Source organism: Roseovarius carneus (assembly GCF_020141465.1).
Lineage (GTDB): Bacteria > Pseudomonadota > Alphaproteobacteria > Rhodobacterales > Rhodobacteraceae > Roseovarius > Roseovarius carneus.
Genome location: NZ_JAHSPD010000001.1, coordinates 2,558,299 through 2,576,563 on the forward strand (window position 1 = coordinate 2,558,299; position 18,265 = coordinate 2,576,563).

At 61.5% G+C, this 18,265-nt stretch carries 15 protein-coding genes and 1 tRNA gene; 11 read left to right on the forward strand and 5 right to left on the reverse strand.

Going from position 1 to position 18,265, the window contains the following annotated elements; translation table 11 throughout:
* Positions 1 to 3 precede the first annotated feature (3 nt).
* Both KUD11_RS12705 and KUD11_RS12710 read left to right on the forward strand, forming a co-directional pair.
* Entirely contained in the window at positions 4 to 621 is a 618-nt protein-coding gene (locus KUD11_RS12705; protein WP_181375245.1) for a MarC family protein, read from the forward strand.
* Positions 622 to 672: 51 nt separating this feature from the next.
* A complete protein-coding gene (locus KUD11_RS12710) occupies positions 673 to 1,254 on the forward strand; it encodes a retropepsin-like aspartic protease family protein (RefSeq protein ID WP_109384340.1) in 582 nt (193 codons plus the stop codon).
* Between the two features lie 10 nt (positions 1,255 to 1,264).
* Here the strand turns inward: KUD11_RS12710 and KUD11_RS12715 are convergent, their stop codons facing one another.
* Together KUD11_RS12715 and KUD11_RS12720 are read right to left on the reverse strand one after the other, a co-directional pair.
* Complete coding sequence (locus KUD11_RS12715) at positions 1,265 to 1,732, reverse strand: DNA polymerase III subunit chi (RefSeq protein WP_109384339.1); 468 nt, start codon at positions 1,730 to 1,732, stop codon at positions 1,265 to 1,267.
* Positions 1,732 to 3,204 (reverse strand): leucyl aminopeptidase, encoded by a 1,473-nt coding sequence (locus KUD11_RS12720; RefSeq protein ID WP_109384338.1) that lies wholly within the window; start codon positions 3,202 to 3,204, stop codon positions 1,732 to 1,734. The genes KUD11_RS12715 and KUD11_RS12720 overlap by 1 nt, the downstream gene beginning before the upstream one ends.
* A 238-nt stretch (positions 3,205 to 3,442) precedes the next feature.
* Between KUD11_RS12720 and lptF the strand changes: the two genes are divergently transcribed.
* Genes lptF through KUD11_RS12755 form a run of 7 tightly spaced genes read left to right on the forward strand, consistent with a single transcriptional unit; the run spans position 3,443 to position 11,569 of the window.
* Complete coding sequence (gene lptF / locus KUD11_RS12725) at positions 3,443 to 4,558, forward strand: LPS export ABC transporter permease LptF (RefSeq protein WP_109384337.1); 1,116 nt, start codon at positions 3,443 to 3,445, stop codon at positions 4,556 to 4,558.
* Positions 4,555 to 5,646, forward strand: a complete 1,092-nt coding sequence (gene lptG / locus KUD11_RS12730) for an LPS export ABC transporter permease LptG (RefSeq protein WP_109384336.1) — start codon at positions 4,555 to 4,557, stop codon at positions 5,644 to 5,646. Before lptF ends, lptG begins: the two co-directional genes overlap by 4 nt.
* Positions 5,643 to 7,853, forward strand: coding sequence for an LPS-assembly protein LptD (locus KUD11_RS12735; protein WP_318010154.1), 2,211 nt, complete (start codon positions 5,643 to 5,645; stop codon positions 7,851 to 7,853). The genes lptG and KUD11_RS12735 overlap by 4 nt, the downstream gene beginning before the upstream one ends.
* Positions 7,854 to 7,858: 5 nt before the next feature.
* Complete coding sequence (locus KUD11_RS12740) at positions 7,859 to 9,169, forward strand: SurA N-terminal domain-containing protein (RefSeq protein ID WP_109387823.1); 1,311 nt, start codon at positions 7,859 to 7,861, stop codon at positions 9,167 to 9,169.
* Complete coding sequence (gene pdxA, locus KUD11_RS12745; RefSeq protein ID WP_109384335.1) at positions 9,169 to 10,143, forward strand: 4-hydroxythreonine-4-phosphate dehydrogenase PdxA; 975 nt, start codon at positions 9,169 to 9,171, stop codon at positions 10,141 to 10,143. Before KUD11_RS12740 ends, pdxA begins: the two co-directional genes overlap by 1 nt.
* Entirely contained in the window at positions 10,140 to 10,979 is an 840-nt protein-coding gene (rsmA, locus tag KUD11_RS12750; protein WP_109384334.1) for a 16S rRNA (adenine(1518)-N(6)/adenine(1519)-N(6))-dimethyltransferase RsmA, read from the forward strand. Before pdxA ends, rsmA begins: the two co-directional genes overlap by 4 nt.
* Positions 10,976 to 11,569 (forward strand): nucleotidyltransferase family protein, encoded by a 594-nt coding sequence (locus tag KUD11_RS12755; RefSeq protein WP_109384333.1) that lies wholly within the window; start codon positions 10,976 to 10,978, stop codon positions 11,567 to 11,569. The genes rsmA and KUD11_RS12755 overlap by 4 nt, the downstream gene beginning before the upstream one ends.
* Before the next feature lie 18 nt (positions 11,570 to 11,587).
* Here the strand turns inward: KUD11_RS12755 and KUD11_RS12760 are convergent, their stop codons facing one another.
* The 3 genes from KUD11_RS12760 to KUD11_RS12770 all read right to left on the reverse strand — a co-directional run bounded on the left by KUD11_RS12760 (position 11,588) and on the right by KUD11_RS12770 (position 17,022).
* Positions 11,588 to 12,175: a Hint domain-containing protein gene (locus tag KUD11_RS12760; RefSeq protein ID WP_109384332.1), complete on the reverse strand. Its 588-nt coding sequence runs from the start codon at positions 12,173 to 12,175 to the stop codon at positions 11,588 to 11,590.
* 385 nt (positions 12,176 to 12,560) lie between these two features.
* Complete coding sequence (locus KUD11_RS12765; RefSeq protein ID WP_109384331.1) at positions 12,561 to 16,046, reverse strand: Hint domain-containing protein; 3,486 nt, start codon at positions 16,044 to 16,046, stop codon at positions 12,561 to 12,563.
* An 892-nt stretch (positions 16,047 to 16,938) separates the two neighbouring features.
* Positions 16,939 to 17,022 (reverse strand) — tRNA-Leu (locus KUD11_RS12770).
* A gap of 183 nt (positions 17,023 to 17,205) precedes the next feature.
* Between KUD11_RS12770 and KUD11_RS12775 the strand changes: the two genes are divergently transcribed.
* Positions 17,206 to 17,784 carry a YqaA family protein gene (locus KUD11_RS12775; protein ID WP_109384329.1) on the forward strand — a complete coding sequence of 193 codons (579 nt, stop codon included), beginning with the start codon at positions 17,206 to 17,208 and terminating at the stop codon, positions 17,782 to 17,784.
* A complete protein-coding gene (locus tag KUD11_RS12780; RefSeq protein WP_109384328.1) occupies positions 17,784 to 18,251 on the forward strand; it encodes a disulfide bond formation protein B in 468 nt (155 codons plus the stop codon). Before KUD11_RS12775 ends, KUD11_RS12780 begins: the two co-directional genes overlap by 1 nt.
* Positions 18,252 to 18,265: the final 14 nt, after the last annotated feature.

An 18,265-nucleotide genomic window follows, 5' to 3' on the forward strand; every position in this document is an offset into this window, starting at 1 on the left:
GTGATGGACACCGCCTTTCTCATCACCACGTTCGTCACGCTTTTCATCATCGTCGATCCCATTGCGCTGACGCCGATGTTCGTGGCGTTGACCCGAGGGCTGACGCCCGCGCAGCGCCGCACGATTGGCCTACGCGCCTGTCTCGCGGCGGCGGCGATCCTTACGGTCTTTGCGCTGGCGGGCGAAGCTGTGCTGAATTTCATCGGCATTTCCATGCCCGCCTTTCGCATCGCGGGGGGGATTTTGCTCTTTCTCACAGCGCTTGAAATGCTGTTTGAGCGCCGCTCCCAGCGGCGGGAGGATCAGGCGGATCTCGATGATTTCCCTGATCCGTCGATCTTTCCTCTGGCCATCCCCCTTCTGGCCGGGCCGGGCGCGATTGCCTCGGTGATCCTTTTGGTGGGCGAGGCGCCGGGCTATGTCGGCACGATATCGGTGCTGGGCGTGCTCTTTGCGGTGCTGGCCATCGTGTTTGTTTTCTTTCTCAGCGCGGGCCTGCTGGAGCGTGGCTTGGGCAAGACGGGCATCAACATCGTCACCCGCCTTTTCGGGATGCTTTTGGCCGCACTTGCGGTGCAATTCGTCCTCGACGGGTTGCGCGGATTTGGCATTGCAGGCTAGGCGCAGGGGCCGCCCGGACCTATATGGCCCTTAACGCGCAAGGAGAGGCCCATGGACAGTATCGACACGGCACAGCTCATTTACCTCTCGCTTTTGGGCGGGGCGATTGTCTTTTGGTTTTTGGTGGCCAATCGCGGGCAGATGGGCAAAGTGCTGCAAGGTGCGGTGATGTGGGGGCTGCTTTTCATCGCCGTGATCGCGGCCTACGGGCTCTGGGGCGATATCCAGACCACGGTGCAACCGCGCCAGACCGTCTCGGCTGATGCGGGACAGATCATCCTGCCGCGCGGCGCGGGGGGGCATTATTTCCTTGAGGCCGAGGTAAACGGCGTAGCCATGCGCTTTGTCGTGGATACCGGTGCGACCCATGTGGTGCTGAGCCAAGAGGACGCGGCGCGCATTGGGTTTGACCCGGACGCGCTGACATATTTCGGCACAGCGCAAACCGCCAATGGGATCGTGCGCACGGCACCTGTGGAGATCGACACGATCACCATCGGAGATCTGACCGATCGCGGTGTGCGCGCTGTGGTGAATGAAGGAGACCTCTTTGAGTCGCTGCTCGGCATGAGCTATCTTGAGCGTTTCTCAAACATTCAGATCGCGAATGATCGGCTAATCCTGACAAGGTAAAGGTCGACTCTCAAGCCCCAGCTTTCTCGGCCTTTTTCTCCCAGCGCCCACTTTCCTCGGACCAGTATTGCGCGGCGCATCCGGCATCGGTCAGCGCCTTCCATTGTCCGCGCGCATGATCAAGCGCCGCAGGATCATTGCCATCAAAGAGCACGCAAACCCGCTCCATCCGGCCCACCTCATCCGCCGTCACATCCGCCCCATCGACCGCCATCAGACAGACCGCGCCGTTGGCCGCCTCGGGTCCGGTGGTCAGCAACACGGGCTGATCGGCGGCATGGGGCGATGTGGCCAGCCCATGCGGCAAGAACCCCTCCTCCGGGCCGCGCCAAAGCTGCGCATCAAGCCACTCCATCCGCGCCGTATCGCACCCCCGGACCGCCACACGCCAGCCCGCGCCGCGCGCCTTATCCAGAAGCATCGGCAAGGTCGCCTCCAGCGGTCGCCGCGTCAGGTGATAGAAATACGCAGCCCCCATCAGCCCTCCAGCATATCCGCCACCAGCCGGTTAAGCGCCATCACACCCCAGCCGCTCGCCCCTTTGGGCGCATAGGCCGTATCGGCCTTGACCGAGGCCACCCCCGCGATGTCCAGGTGCATCCACGGCACACCATCTTGCACGAAGCGCAACAGGAATTGCGCCGCTGTGATGGAGCCTGCATCGCGCCCGCCCACGTTTTTCATGTCCGCGATATTGCTCTTGATCATATCATCATAGGCCTGCCCCATCGGCATCCGCCACGCGCCCTCGCCCTCGGCCTCAGACGCCTTCAAGAACGCCCGGCTCAGATCATCATCATTGGAGAAAACACCCGCGTTTTCATGGCCAAGCCCTACGATGATCGCGCCCGTCAGGGTGGCCAGATCAATCATAGCGCGCGGTTTGTAGGTCTCTTGCGCATACCACATCACATCCGCCAAAACGAGACGACCTTCGGCGTCGGTGTTGATCACCTCAACCGTGTCGCCCTTCATGGAGGTCACGACATCGCCGGGCCGCGTCGCACGGTCCGAGGGCATGTTCTCAACGAGGCCCACAAGGCCCACGACATTGGCCTTGGCCTTGCGCAGCGCCAGCGTGCGCAACGCGCCCGCCACAACGCCCGCGCCACCCATATCCATGGTCATGTCTTCCATGCCGCCTGCGGGTTTGAGGCTGATCCCGCCCGTATCAAAGACCACGCCCTTACCGACCAGAGCCAGCGGTGCCTCGCCTTTGGCACCCCCCATCCATTCCATCACCGCGACCTTGGAGGGGCTGATCGAGCCGTGGCCCACACTCAGCAAACATCCCATGCCGAGCTTTTCCAGCTCTGCCTCCTCCATGATCTTCACCTTGAGGCCAAGCGCCTCCATATCCTTGATCCGCTTGGCAAATTCCGTGGTGGTGAGGTGGTTGGCAGGCTCGCTCACCAGATCGCGGGTGAAAAACACACCCTCGGCCACGGCGCTCACGCTGGCGGCGCTGACCTCCTCGGGCTTGGCCACCTGCACGGTGATCCCTTGCATCTCGTCGACCTCAGCGGTCTTGCGCGCCGAGAACGTATAGGCGCGCAGCACAGCACCCAGCGCCAGATCCTCGGCCCGGCGCACCGCACCCGCAAGGATCAACATCGGCCCCATGCCCTTCACCTTGCCCAGCGCCGCGCCCGCCTTGCGCGCCTCCACAGGTTTCGCGCCGCGCTCAACGCAGAGCACATCCACCGCTTCGGCCTTCATGCCCGCCGGCCAAGCCAGCGTTTTTACATCGCCTGATTTGGCCTTCTCCAGCGCCCCGCTCTCTATCATCCGCGCCAGCGCGCCCTTCGTGAGCCGGTTCACCCGGCGCGCAGCAGGGTCAAGCTTGCCATCCTTGCCCACGCACACGGCCACACGGCCCTCCGCCTCGGCAATGGCGTCGAGATCGGCGGCGGTCACGGTGAGGGCGGCGATAGGGGTTTGGGGGCTCATGAAGCGTCTCCTTGCTGGATGTCCGACCTGTGTCAGGCCTGTATCGAACCCTCCAGATAGCGCGGGGTCCGGGCGCGCCCAATAGGGATCATTTCGCGACGATGTGCAATCCCGGGCGCAGCACCCCGCGCACCCAAGCGCTTCGCGCGATATTGGTGTTTTCCAATGCCGCCGATTACGATAAGTTCCCACTAGATATGGGGGATAGGAGACAGGTGTGACCAGATTCGACCGCTACATGCTGTCGCAATTCATGGTGCTCTTCGGATTCTTCGCACTGGTTCTGGTATCCATCTTCTGGATCAACAAAGCGGTGCGCATGTTCGACCGGTTGATCAGCGATGGTCAGTCTACTTGGGTATTCTTGGAATTCACGGCGCTGACGCTTCCGGGCGTGATCGGTGTTGTGCTGCCCATCGCGGCCTTTGCCGGTGCGGTCTATGTCACCAACCGTCTCAGCACCGAATCCGAGCTTACGGTGATGCAGGCCACCGGCTATTCTCCGTGGCGCATGGCGCGGCCCGTGGTGTTTTACGGGCTGATCATTGCGGTGATGATGTCGGCTCTGGCCCATTACCTTATCCCCACAAGCCTCGCCCAGCTCGAAGAGCGGCGCATTGAGGTCTCGCGCAACGTCACGGCCAAGCTCTTGACCGAAGGGGAGTTTTTGCACCCCGCCAATGGCGTGACCTTCTATATCCGCGAAATCAGCCCTGAGGGGGAACTGCGCGATGTGTTCCTGTCGGACCGCCGCAACCCCGACACGGCGGTGACCTACACCTCCGCTCAGGCCTATCTTGTGCAGGAAGGCGGCGGGACCAAGCTGGTGATGATCAACGGGCTGGCCCAGAGCCTTGCGCGCGAGGGTCAGCGGCTCTTTACCACCACGTTTGAGGATTTCTCCTACGATATCTCGGCGCTGGTCTCTAACAGTGCGGCCAATCTCGACAGGATCGCCTTTGCCAGCACATGGGACCTGATCACAAACCCGCGCGCCGTGGCCGAGCGCACCAATGTGAGCCACGCGCAAGCGCTGAGTGTGCTGCACACCCGCTTTACCAGCGCGCTGATGTGCGTGATCGCGGCCCTTGTGGGATTCGCCACGCTTCTCTTGGGCAGCTACAGCCGCTTCGGCGTCTGGCGCCAAATCCTGACAGCGTTTATCCTTCTGGTCGGGCTGAAGCTGGTTGAGGGGGCTGTTGCGGGCCCCGTGCTTGGGGCCGCAGCGCTCTGGCCGCTTCTCTACCTGCCTGTTATGGGTGGGATCGGTCTGAGTGTGGCCCTTCTTTATCTCGCGGCCCATCCTGGCATGTTGCGCCGTCTGCTACCGCACCGCAGGGAGAGTGTCGCATGACCCTGCATTACTATTTCGCGCGCAAGTTTCTGTGGACCTTCTTCGGGATCACCATGATCTTCGTCGTGCTTTTGGCGCTCATTGATCTGGTGGACGAACTTCAGGACTTTCCCGACCTGCCGTTTCTCGATGTGCTTGAGGTCGTGCTGCTGAACTTGCCTCATGCCAATTACGAGATCCTGCCGCTGGTGCTGATCCTCGCCTCGGTCGCCCTGTTCGTGCGCCTCGCGCGCAGTTCGGAGCTTGTGGTGCTGCGCGCCTCCGGGCGCTCGGGGCTGGTGGGGCTGATGGCACCGGTGATCATGGCCGGGATGATCGGCGTGGTGGGGGTGACGGTCTTCAACCCGATCGTGGCCGCATCGTCCAAACGCTATAATGATCTGGTCAACGGGCATCTGAACATGGGCCAAAGCATTCTGGCCATCGCCTCCGAGGGGCTGTGGCTGCGGCAGGGCAACGCGTTTGGCCAAACAGTGATCCATGCCGCGCGGGCAAGCTCGGATGTGACCGTGCTTTATGACACCACGTTCATCTCCTTCTCTCCCGAGGGCGAGCCATTGCGCCGCATCACCGCAAAGAGCGCACGTCTGGGCGATGGGGAATGGGTGCTGAGCAGTGCCAAGCTCTGGGATCTGGGGGCCTTGCGCAACCCCGAGGCCGAAGCGCGCCGGATGGAGCAGCTTAGCATGCCGTCGCCATTGACGCGCGACCGGATCATCGACAGTTTCGGCAAGCCGGAATACATCTCGCTCTGGGATCTGCCGAAGTTCATAACGCAGCTTGAAGAGGCCGGGTTCTCCGCGCGCCGCTATGCGGTCTGGTTCCAGATGGAGCTGGCACGCCCCCTGTTTCTCATGGCCCTTGTTCTAGTGGCTTCGGCCTTCACCATGCGCCACGGGCGCACCACGAATACCGGGGTTTCGGTGCTCACCGCGATCATGCTGGGGTTTACGCTGCATTACGTGCGCAACTTCGCGCAAGTGCTGGGCGAAAACGGTCAGATCCCCGTGATCCTTGCGGCCTGGGCGCCGCCGATTGCGTCCTTCCTGCTGGCGATGGGCCTGTTGCTCCATACGGAGGAGGGATGATGCGCATGATGGCCCGCCTGCTGCCACTTCTGACGTTCTTGATGGCGCTTGTCCTGCCCGGCGTGGCCTTGGCTCAGGACACGGCGGGAAACACGCAACACAATACTGCCCCCGCAGTCCTCATTGCCGATGACGTCTACATCACCGGGGATAATACGCTGGTGGCCGAAGGCAATGTCGAAGCGCTTTATCAAGGGCAGCGGATCACAGCGCGCTCTATCACCTATGATCAAACACGCGATATTCTGGTGCTGGATGGACCGATAACCCTTGATGACGGGGCCTACACGGTCGTTCTGGCCGATAGTGGTCAGCTGGACGCCGAAATGCGCAACGGCATCCTGCGCGGCGCGCGGATCGTGATGGATGACCAATTGCAGATGGCCGCCCAGCAGATGAACCGCGTCGAGGGGCGCTATAACCAGCTTTATAAAACTGCCGTCACCTCGTGTCAGGTCTGCACAGATGGTCGCCCGCCGCTTTGGCAAATCCGCGCCCGGCGCGTGGTGCATGATCAGGAAACACGCCAGCTCTATCTCGATGATGCGCAGTTTCGTATCCTCGACATGCCAGTCTTCTATGTGCCGCGCCTGCGCCTGCCCGACCCCACGCTGGAACGGGCCACGGGGTTTCTCATCCCCTCGCTCTACAACTCAACCCTGCTCGGCGTGGGGTTCAAAGCCCCGTATTTCATCCGCATCGGCGACGACAAGGACCTCACGGTCACGCCCTATCTATCCACCGAGACGCGCACGCTTGAGCTGCGCTACAGACAGGCTTTCGCGAATGGCGGAATCGAGTTCAACGGCGCCATTTCCAATGATGATCTGGGACGCGGGCGCAGCGACACGCGCGGCTATATCTTTGGGCGCGGCCTGTTCGAGCTGCGCAACGACTTCATCCTGCGCTTTGATATCGAGGCGGTGAATGATGACGCCTATCTCGTTGATTACGACTATTCCACCAAGGACAGGCTCGACAGCGAGATTTCGGTCTCGCGGGTGGACCGCGACGAATCGATGCGCGCGGCCCTCACCTATTATGAAAACCTGCTCTTGAACCAAAGCAACTCCACCCTGCCCACTGTCACCGCCGATGCGACCTATGAGCGGCGTTTTTTCCCGGCAGCAACGGGCGGCGAACTGCGATTTTCCGCCGAGGTCGCGAGCGGTTACCGCACGTCCGGTTTGACCACGGACGGGCCGGATGTGGATCTCTTTGCCGATGGGCGCGATGTCATGCGACTCACGACCGAAGGGGCGTGGCTGCGCAACTGGACCTTGATGGGCGGCCTGCGCGCTGGCGTGCAGGCGGGGCTTGCCGTGGATCATTTCGAGGTCGAGGGTGCGGGCGGCACCTCACTCAGCTCAAAGACCGACATAACCCCGGCCGCCGCGATCACCTTCCGCTACCCGCTGGCCAAGACCACTGCGCGCGGCGTGAGCCATGTGATTGAGCCTGCGCTGCAACTGGCCTGGGCTGGCGGCGACACACCAAACGTCCCCAATGAACGGGCCACCCGCACCGAATTCGACGAGGGCAATCTTTTATCGCTGTCGCGCTTTGCCGCTGATGACCGCCGCGAGCGGGGAATAAGTGCGGCCTACGGGCTTACATGGTCCCGGTTTGATCCAGATGGGCTGTCGAGCACTCTCAGCTTCGGGCAGATAGTGCGTGACCGCACGCAACGCGAGGCCACCGGCGGGATGACCTTCTCCAGCACCTCAGGCCTGCGTGGGGAATTCTCCGATATCCTTGTGGCCGGGCAAATATCCGCCCAGAACGGGGTCGCTTTTGCCGCGCGCGGCCTTTTTGACAATGAGCTGTCCACCACCAAAGCCGAAGCACGGGCCAGTTGGCAAAACGACCTGACCAATCTGGGGGCAAGCTATATCTGGCTCCGCGAGGATCTGATGGAAGAACGCCCCAGCAACGTCTCCGAATGGGCGTTTGACGGCTCCTACCGTCTGGCACGCCATTGGACCGGAAATGCGCAATGGCGCTATGACGTGGTGAATGATGAAAGCGTGACAGCCGGGATCGGCCTCACATATACGAACGAATGCGTGGATATCGCGCTTTCGGCCTCGCGCAGGTTCGCCTCTTCCACTATCCTCACACCATCGACCGATATCAGCCTCACGGTGGGGCTGCGCGGGTTTTCCACCCGGACCGAAGATAAAAGCTACGTGCGAGATTGCAAATGACATTGATGCGCCCCCTTCGCCAACTGACAGCAGCCCTCATTACGGGCACATGCCTGAGCGTGGCAGCCATTGCCCCGCCTGCCCTCGCACAGGGTCTGTTTGAGCCTTTAATCAAGGTAAACGGGCAAGCGATCACGCGGTACGAGTTGGAGCAGCGCGCCCGCCTTCTGGGCCTGTTGCGCGCCCCTGCCGAGCCCAACAGGTTGGCCCGTGAACAACTGATCGAGGACCGCTTGAAGCTGGAAGCGGCAAACCTTCAAGGCATCGTGCTGAGCGAAGAGGAACTCGCGGACGGGATGGAGCAATTCGCGGCGCGCGGAAACCTTACCGGCGAGCAGATGATCCAGCTTCTTGAGCGTGGCGGCGTCGACGAGGAAACCTTCCGCGAATTCGTGCGCGCGGGCCTGACATGGCGCGAAGTCACGCGGGTGCGGTTTGGCGCGCGTATCTCGGTGAGCGAGGAAGATCTGGAGCGTGCACGCAACGCAATCGGCTCGGAGACCGGTGTGCGCGTGCTCTTGTCCGAAATCATCATACCCGTCACACCCGAAACTCAGGAAGAGGTGATGGCCACCGCCACTCGCATTTCTGAATTGGACAGCGTGTCTGCCTTTGCAGCTGAGGCGCGACGCTTCTCCGCGACTGCGACACGCGACCAAGGCGGACAAATGCCCTGGACGCCGATCACACGCTTGCCTGCGGGCCTGCGCCCGCTCCTTCTTGGCCTGGCGCCGGGCGAGGTGACCGATCCGCTGCCGCTGGACGGGGCCGTGGCCCTTTTTCAGTTGCGCGATATCGAAGAGATCGACGTGGTACAGCCCGAGTATTCCGCAATTGAATACGCCGCCTATTACATTGATGGCGGGCGCAGCGAGGCTGCATTGGCGCGCGCGGCTCAGATCGACGCGGACACCGACACATGCGATGACCTCTACGGGATTGCCCAAGGTCAGCCCGCAGCCGTGCTGGAACGCGGCACCAAAGCGCCTTCGGAAATTCCACAAGATATAGCAATTGTCCTCTCGCGGCTCGACCCCGGCGAGGTGGATTACACCATGACGCGCGCAAACGGGCAAACGCTGGTCCTGTTGATGATGTGTGGACGCGCCGAGGTGATTGCCGAAGATCCCGGCACGCCTGCTGCCGCACCCCAAGCTGCCGAGACGGCTGAGGGCGAAGAGGGTGGCGAAACTGTAGAGCTTGCGCCTGATGAGACGGCTCAGCTTTCGGCGCAAATCGCCAATCAGCGGATGGAGAGCTTTTCCGACGGCTACCTTGAGCAGTTACGCTCCGAGGCGCGGATCATCGAGTACTGATGTCCGGCCCCCTACCGCCGGTCGCGCTCAGCTGCGGCGAGCCAGCGGGGATCGGCCCCGAGATAGCCGCCCGCGCCCGCACGGAACTGGGTTCGGCGCTGCCGTTTTTCTGGATCGGTGACCCGCGCCATTTGCCCTCCGGCACCGAAATCACCGAGATCGCATCGCCGCAAGAGGCGCTGAGCGCGCGGGGCCTGCCGGTTCTGGTGCATGAAATGCCGGGGCCACTGACGCCCGGCACGCCAAACCCTGACCACGCAGCAGGCGTGATCAGCGCCATCGCGCGCGGGGTGGAGCTTGTTCAATCGGGCGCGGCATCGGCGCTTTGCACGGCCCCTATCCACAAAAAAGCGCTTCAGGATGGGGCTGGCTTTGCCTACCCAGGCCATACAGAATACCTCGCAGCTCTCTGCGGTACACCGCGCGTTGTGATGATGCTGGCCTCTGATCAGCTGCGCGTCGTGCCAGCAACGATCCATATCCCGTTGAAGGATGTGCCTGCCGCGCTTGACGCCACAGGGCTACGCGAAACGATCCAGATCACCCATGCCGGGCTGATCCGCGATTTTGGGATCGAGGCACCCCGGATCGTGGTGGCAGGGCTCAACCCCCATGCGGGCGAAGGCGGTAAGATGGGGCTGGAGGAGATCGAGATGATCGCCCCTGTCGTGGCGGCTCTGCGCCATGAGGGGATGGATGTGCGCGGACCACTGTCTGCCGATACGATGTTTCATTCAGCGGCGCGCGCGCGCTATGACGCGGCGGTCTGTATGTATCACGATCAAGCCCTCATCCCGATCAAGACGCTGGATTTTGATCGCGGTGTGAATGTCACCCTCGGCCTGCCCTTCGTGCGCACCTCGCCTGATCATGGCACGGCTCTTGATATCGCGGGCGAGGCTCGGGCGAATCCAACCTCCCTGATCGAGGCCCTGCGCATGGCCGCGCGCATGGGCGCAGCGCGACGGGCATGAGCGGGGACACCCTTCCTCCCTTGCGCGACGTCATCGCGGCGCATGGCCTCACGGCGCGCAAGTCCATGGGGCAGAATTTCCTGCTGGATCTGAACCTTACGGCAAAGATCGCGCGGCAAGCAGGCGATGTGAGCGCTTGTGACGTTCTTGAGATCGGCCCCGGTCCGGGGGGTCTCACACGCGGGCTTCTGGAGGCCGGCGCGCGGCATGTTCTGGCCATTGAGAAAGATGCACGCTGCCTGCCCGTACTGGCCGATATCGCAGCGGCCTATCCTGACCGGCTTACCGTGCTGGAGGGCGACGCGCTGGCGATTGACCCGCTGGCACATCTCACACCGCCCATCCGCGTGGCCGCCAACCTGCCCTATAATGTCGGCACGGAGCTTTTGATCCGCTGGCTCACCCCGCCCGACTGGCCACCTTATTGGCAGAGCCTCACCTTGATGTTTCAGCGCGAAGTGGCCGAGCGGATCGTGGCCACCCCCGGCTCCAAAGCCTACGGTCGGCTCGCCCTTCTTGCACAGTGGCGCAGCACCGCCCGCATCGCGATGAGCCTGCCACCGGGGGCCTTCACGCCGCCGCCCAAAGTATCGTCGGCAGTGGTGCATATCGAGGCGCTGGCCGAGCCGCGCTATCCAGCCAACCAGAAGGTGCTGGAGCGGGTCGTGGCAAAAGCGTTCAACCAGCGGCGCAAGATGTTGCGCGCAGCCCTCAAAGGGCTTGCCCCGGATATCGAGGACCGCCTGATTGCGGCGGGCATTGCGCCCACCGACCGGGCCGAAACCGTCACGCTGGAGCAGTTCTGCGCGCTGGCACGGACGGTGGAAGCGGGATGAGCCTCGCGATTCTCATGCCCGCCGCAGGCGCGTCCCAGCGGATGGGCGGGCGCGACAAACTGATGGAGCTGGTGGGCGGCGAGGCGCTCTTGGTGCGCCAAGTGCGGCGGGCGCTGGCCACCGGGGCGGAGGTCTACGTGACGCTGCGCAAGGACAGGCCAAAACGGGCGGACGCGCTCAACAAAGCGCCGCGCGCGCGCCATGTGTGGGTGGAAAAGCCCAATGAGGGGATTGCAGCCTCCATCCGTGCAGGTATCGCCGCGTTGGGTGTCGACGTAACGGCGGTGATGGTTCTTCTGCCCGACCTGCCCGAGATTGAGCACTCTGATCTGGAGGCTGTGATCGCTGCTTACCGCGACCATCCCGGAGCCGTCTTGCGCGGTGCCACTGTGGTGGGTGCGCCGGGGCATCCGGTGATCTTCCCGCGGGCGTGGTTCGACGCGCTTGGGCGGCTCAAAGGGGATCAGGGCGCAGGTGCACTGCTTACAGGCAATGACATCCGCCTGCACCCCCTACCCGGTGCGCGCGCGCTCACTGATCTTGATACGCCAGAGGCGTGGGAGGCATGGCGCAAGCGCACTAGCCTGTAGCGAGACTCTAGCAGGACTTCATCGCGCAGGAGCACCAAGCAAGGCTTGCGCCTCGCGTGATTTCAACGACACGCGCGCCGCCCCGAATCCTGCGGTGTCACCATCGGCTAGCTCAGGGAAAAGCTCCAATATTTCAGCCTTTTGCGCAGCACTCACGCTTTGCATCGCCTGCGCGCCGGGTTGAAAGCTTTCGCTCCAGACATTATCCGCCAGAAGCACCTTGTGGCGGTTGTACATCACATGGGCATAGGTCGTGCCAGCATCAGGCATCATGCGCCGCATAGCGCGCAGCCCGGTCAGATCCTTAGCGGCGACCAAAGCCCAGCGCTCATCACACATCATCTCGGCCTCACTTGTCGTGGGAAGCATGTCGTGATTGGGGCTGACCATCATATCGCGGTCCGGCATACCCTCGCCCAACCCTCCCGCCTTGATAAGCACTGGACGCAAGCCGCGCGCGGGCTTCAAATCCGCATGGCTCAGCGCACGAATAAACTTGCCGCGGGTGATGGCCGTGTCGCAGGGGTGCAGATCCTCATCCTCCACCGAGTGCAGGCCTCGCGGCGTGTCCACGGCCGTGCCGCGCGTAAAGCAGATCTGCACCATCAAACCCGATGTTCAGATCGTCTTTATGGGTGCCGCGCAGCGTATCATTCCCTGAACTTCCGAGCATCGTGGCCATGGTTATCTTCTCCACCATAATAATGAAGCCGCATCCCAGCGCCGTCAGGGGCAGAGCCGACAATCTGTTACATATTATTTATGTAGGGGCGGAAATTGCCTCAAAAAGAATTCCCAATACTTATGCGCATATTGGCGTAAATGACGTACCATAACGCACTGTATGCCGCCTTATTGCCAGCCAAAACGAAACAATCCCGGCAAAATGCCGGGATTGTTCCCACTCGAAACCGATATAGCCCCCGCGACCGATTCCACGGGTCGGCCCGCCCCCCAACATGGGAGCCGGGCCCGACCCTGCTGCAAAGGCTTACCTCGTCAGAAGCTTCGCTTCGTGCTTTTTCAGCGATCGGCGTGCGGCCTGATACGCTGCAATACCGTCCGCATCGCGCAGCTCGGGGAAGAGCATATAGATCTCCTCGCGCTGCTCGGTGTCCATATCACCCAAAGTCTGCTCACCGGGTTGGAAGCTTTCGGTCCAGCTGCCGTTGGAAAGCACGACCTCGTGCTGGTCAAACATGAAGTGGATATATGTCACGGCATCCGTATCAACCGTATCCACCCCTTCTAGATCAGTCAGGTGCTTGGCCGCCACGAGAACCTCACGATCCTCGAAGTAGAGCGCCGACTTCTCGTTGTTGATCAGAACCCGGTGGTTCGGACTGACCAGCAGATCTGTCTCAGGCAGATTACGGCCCAAGGCGCCTGCGCCGATCAAAACCGGCTTCATCTGCGGGGCCTGAAGAAGCTCGCGCCCTTCCAAGTCCCGGCGACCAACCCAGCGGATCTCCTGAAGCCCGTTGTCACGGGTGATGACCTTGTCACCCACTTCAAGGTCCTCGACCAGACGCTCACCCTTGGGTGTCGCAATCTTGGTGCCCGGCGTGAAGCAGGGGATGATCCGCTCGATTTCCTGGAACGTCATGGAGCCTGTAACGGCCCCACCAGGTGCATCGAGGAAGTTGATCGTGCCGCTGGTAGAGTTGCCATCGGGATCAACCGTTTGGCCTGTGATCTCAAAATCTCCGGCACCCGTCAGGTCCAGCGTGTCAAAGTCATCGCCGCCCGAGCCACCATCGGCATTGTCGCCAAAGCCGTCTGCCGCGCTGCCGATGATGAACGTATCACGCCCGGTATCGCCCGACATGTCATCCGCACCGGCACCACCGATGATCGTGTCATTGTCGGCGCGCCCCTCGATCGTGTCGTCGCCATCGCCGCCTTCGATGATATCGTCACCGTTGCCGCCTTGGATGTCATCATTGCCGTCCCCGCCAAGGATGCTGTCATCGCCGTCTTGGCCACGGATTTCATCGTCGTCGATGCCGCCATCAATGGTATCATTGCCATCGCCACCGAGGATGGTGTCATTGTCATCCTCGCCAAAGATCACATCATCGCCAGCACCGCCGTCGAGGAAGTCATCACCATTGTCCAGCTCAGGGTCTGTTGCATCAGGGATGTTCGCACCGGCCAAGTTAACCCCACCAAAGATGGTGTCATCGCCATCGCCGCCGAACACGGTATCGCTGCCCTCGCCTGCGGTGATTTCGTCGTCACCGGTACCGCCTTCAATCTCGTCATCATCCAGACCGCCGTCGATCACATCATCGCCCGCGCCGCCAGTGATGGTGTCGGCATCATCGCCAGTGAAGATCGTGTCATTGCCAGCGCCGCCAGCAACCAGATCGCGATCATTGTCGGGGTCGGTATCGGCGGGCACGAAAGGTGTGCCATTGAACCCATCATCGGGCAGAGGTGTGTTCGCACCTGTCAGAGGTGTGTTCGCACTTGTCAAAGGTGTGTTCGCACCTGTCAAAGGTGCGCTCGTGTCGATGAAATCATCACCACCACCGCCAAGGGCAGTGTCCTGACCATCGCCGCCAATCAGGCTGTCCGCACCGGGGCCACCAATCAGGCTATCATCGCCTTCGCCGCCGACAAGCGTGTTGTCGCCCGCATCGCCGCGCAGCGTATCGTCGCCTGCGCCACCATCAAGGCTGTCATTACCATCGTCGCCGCGCAGGCTGTCGTCGCCCGCGCCGCCGTCAATCGTATCGTCGCCATCACGGCCACGCACAGTGTCGTCGCCATCACCCGCTTCGATGATATCATCATCGGTGCCTGTAGGCGTGCCGATCAGGCTGTCGTCATTGTCCACACGGTCGCCATCGGGATCGCCTGTATAGGGCAGGTCGATCACATCGTCGCCCGGCGTGCCGGATACGATCCCATCGGGAAACGCTCTGTCCTCCGCAACGACCACCGTGACTGTGGCCGTGTCCGTGCCGCCATTGCCATCGGAAACCGTGTATTCAAATGTATCGGTGCCGACAAAGCCCGCAGGCGGGGTATAGGCGATGGTGTTGTCGGCATTGACCGACGTCGTGCCGCCATTCGCGCTCGGGGTTGAGGAGATGACGCTGAGCGTGTCGCCTGCATCCGCATCGCTATCATTGCCCAGCACGGTGATGTCCGTCGCCAGATCTTCGACGGTGGATGCGGTATCATCCCCTGCGACGGGGGCCGCGTTTGCAGCAGGAAGTAGGATGTTTTCGATCTCGGTGAACGTGCTTGTTCCCGTCACATCGCCGGTCTCAGGGTCAAGAAACTCAATCGTGCCGCTGGTTGAATTGCCATCGGCGTCATCCACCACGTCAACGATGCGCAGCGGCCCGCTATCGCGCAGATCAAGCGTATCATCGTCATTGCCACCCGCACCGCCGTCAATCGTGTCACCGCCAGTGGCGCCCATGATCAGGTCAGCATCATCGCCGCCTTGGATATCGTCAGCGCCTTCGCCGCCGGTCAGCACGTCATCGCCACCCTCGCCGATCAGGATGTCGTCCCCCTCTTCGCCGTTCAGCGTGTCATCGCCCTCGGCAATTACGGGAACCGTGTCAAAGAAAACGTCCGTAAGCTTGATGCCCGATGTAGCAGGGCCGTTCTGCGCATGCTCAACAATGATCTGCGAAACTGGGCCGGGAATATCGACCAGCACCGAATAAGCTTGCGACGTATCAGGGCCGTAGCCACCATTACTGTCTGCGGTATCCGCACCAGCCACGCTATCGGTGTCCAGCAAAGTGACATTCGCACCGGCGGTGAGGGTCACGGTGATCGGGCCGTCGGGGCCAATCGCCGTGACGGTCACAACGCCGTCACCGTCGACATCGTTGATGCGGAAGGACACGTTCTCAACCGGGGCGGAGAAATCCAGCGTATACTCGGAGCTGTTGCCCGCGCCGCCCAGCACGTTGTCGAGCGAGGAATTGGGGTTCACACCAGAACCATCATCAACAACATCTGAAACCAGGTGGAAGTTATCAGCAAAAATCGTCGGATTGTTCGCACCGGTGGTGGTGGAGGAGAATGTCACATCCACATTGCCAGTGTTCAGCGTAAAGCCGTCCAGCGCATCGCCATTGTCGATACCGGCTGTGCCGTCCGCGCCATCGGGATCGGGTGCCTCGCTCCAGCGGAAAGCCTCGCGCCCGCCGCCGAGATTGTCTGTTGTGTCCCGGTCGCCAGCCAGTAAGTCGTCGCCCGCGCCGCCATTCAACTCGTCGTCGCCCGCGCCACCAAAAAGCTCATCATCGTCTGCGCCGCCAAAGACAGTGTCGTCACCGTCGCCCGCATTCACGATGTCCTGATCACCTGTCTCACCGGGAAGAGATGCATCACCGCCATCGATCATATCACCATCGGCATCGGGGCCCGCGGCTGCATCGATCAGATTATCGTTTTGGTCGCCATCATAAACGCCCGCACCAGTATCTGTTCTGTCAATCGCCATGCTACTCTCCAAAATACACAACCGTTTCCGGCGTGCCGCATAAACGCGGTCTCATTCAAAACGCCGCCGATAATGCCTGCACTCACAGAGCGACCATCACGGGGGCCTCGCATATTAAAATGGGGGAGAATGGTGAGAGCTTAATTGAGCACCACCTTGCAGGTTCAACCCTGCTTTTTTCGCGCGTTCATCACATCGCTAAGCAACATGGCGATCACACGTCTCCCGCATCAAATAATGCGTGTCCCGTGCGGTCGCCCCCGTGACCAAAAACATCGCCCCCCAGTTGGGCTGCACTTTTCTATGACAGGTACCGTGAGCCAGAAAGAAAAATCGGCGTGGACAAGTTCGTCAACGCGTCAAAAACTGGGCTATTTTGCGACATTGTGACTTCAGAAAATGCACGTTTAAAGAGATTGAAATTCATCCTGTGGATAAGTCGGAAGTTCAAATTTAAGCTTTATAAAGGGACTTTGGCGAAGATTATCTTATGGTAAAAACAACCTATGACTGTGCACTTTGTCCTGCACACCGCCAAAAGGGTCACACAAGAAAATGCGTTAACTATGAACAAACAACGGCAGATCTTTCGTCGCTGAATTTCAGTCAATCCTTCAAACTTGTCAGCTTTGACCACGATCTGGAAACTCGACAGCGCCGAATCAGTGAAACAGGCGCTCAAGCTGGTAGCGGTTTTGGGGGATCGGCACGATTGCCTTGATCACGCCACGTTCCAAGTGAGCACGCCAAGAGTCTCTGAGACCGCTTAGCCAGACAGACGCCATGTTTGCGGCCCAGTAAACAGCCATATTCAGGAATATGTCTTGAGCCCTCTTGGGCTGCCAGAACACCGTCAACCGGGGAATGCCGCAACCGGCCAAATTGATGTGCCTGGTACCCATGGCCGGACTCGAACCGGCACGCCTCGCGGCGGGGGATTTTGAATCCCCTGCGTCTACCATTCCGCCACATGGGCACGCGCCCTGCTTAGCGAAGCCGTGCAGGCCCGTCCAGACCCGCCAGTGCGGTTTTTATCCCCGCAGCGTTTACACCCGGTCAGAGCCGCGCCGGGCTTGACCGCCCTGCCCCTGCATGGTTTGACCCAGCCAAGCTTAGCGACCATGCTCTACCCGAACAGTCACCCAAAAGGACCGCCCGAATGATCAGACGCCTTTACGAGTGGATGCTGCGTATGGCCGAGCATCCGCAGGCCCTTTGGGTGCTGGCCTTCGTGGCGTTCATCGAAAGCTCGATCTTTCCCATCCCACCCGATGTCCTGATGATCCCGATGATCCTCGCGCGGCCCAGCCGGGCCTGGCTGATCGCCGGTGTGGCTTTGGCCGCGTCCGTTTTGGGCGGGCTTTTGGGCTATGCCATCGGCGCGCTTGCCTATGAGCAGATCGGACAGCCCATTCTCTCCGCGCTCGGCAAGGCCGATGCGATGGCAGAGTTCAACACACGCTTCAATGATCTGGGGTTCTGGGCCGTTCTGGTCGCCGGTGTCACCCCCTTCCCCTACAAGGTCATCACGATCATGTCGGGTTGGACGGGCATGTCGCTCGGCATGTTCATCTTCACCTCGATCCTTGCGCGCGGCCTGCGGTTCTTCCTCGTGGCCGCCCTTCTGTGGAAGTTCGGCGCGCCCATCAAAGAGTTTATTGAGCGCCGGCTGGGCCTTATGTTCACGCTTTTTGTCGTGCTTCTGGCGGGCGGGGTTTACCTGCTGAAGTTCCTGTGATGCTCGGGCGGCGCGGCCTTATCCTGCTGGCCGCTGGTGGCTCGCTCGTGCTGCTGCTGGCCGCGTTCGGGTTTCAGCATCTGGGCGGGCTGGCCCCTTGCCAGATGTGCCTGTGGCAGCGCTGGCCCCATGCGGCGGCAGTGGCCTTTGGCGTTTTCGCATTGGCTCTGGGCGGCGCGATCTGGCTTTGGCTTGGCCTTCTGTCGGCGCTCACCACCGCCGGGATCGGTGGCTATCATACGGGCGTTGAGCGCGGATGGTGGGACGGCCCCGCCTCCTGCGCTGGCGGCGCGGGGGGCTTGGGTGGATCGGGGGCCGATATGCTCAGCCTCGATGTACCCGCCCTTGTCGTGCAATGCGATGAGGTCGTCTGGTCCCTCGTGGGTCTGTCGATGGCCAGTTGGAATATGCTGGCCGCGCTGGTGCTGGCAGCCATTTGGGCGCTCGCCCTGTGTAAGAGCGCTTGACGCAAACCCCAGCG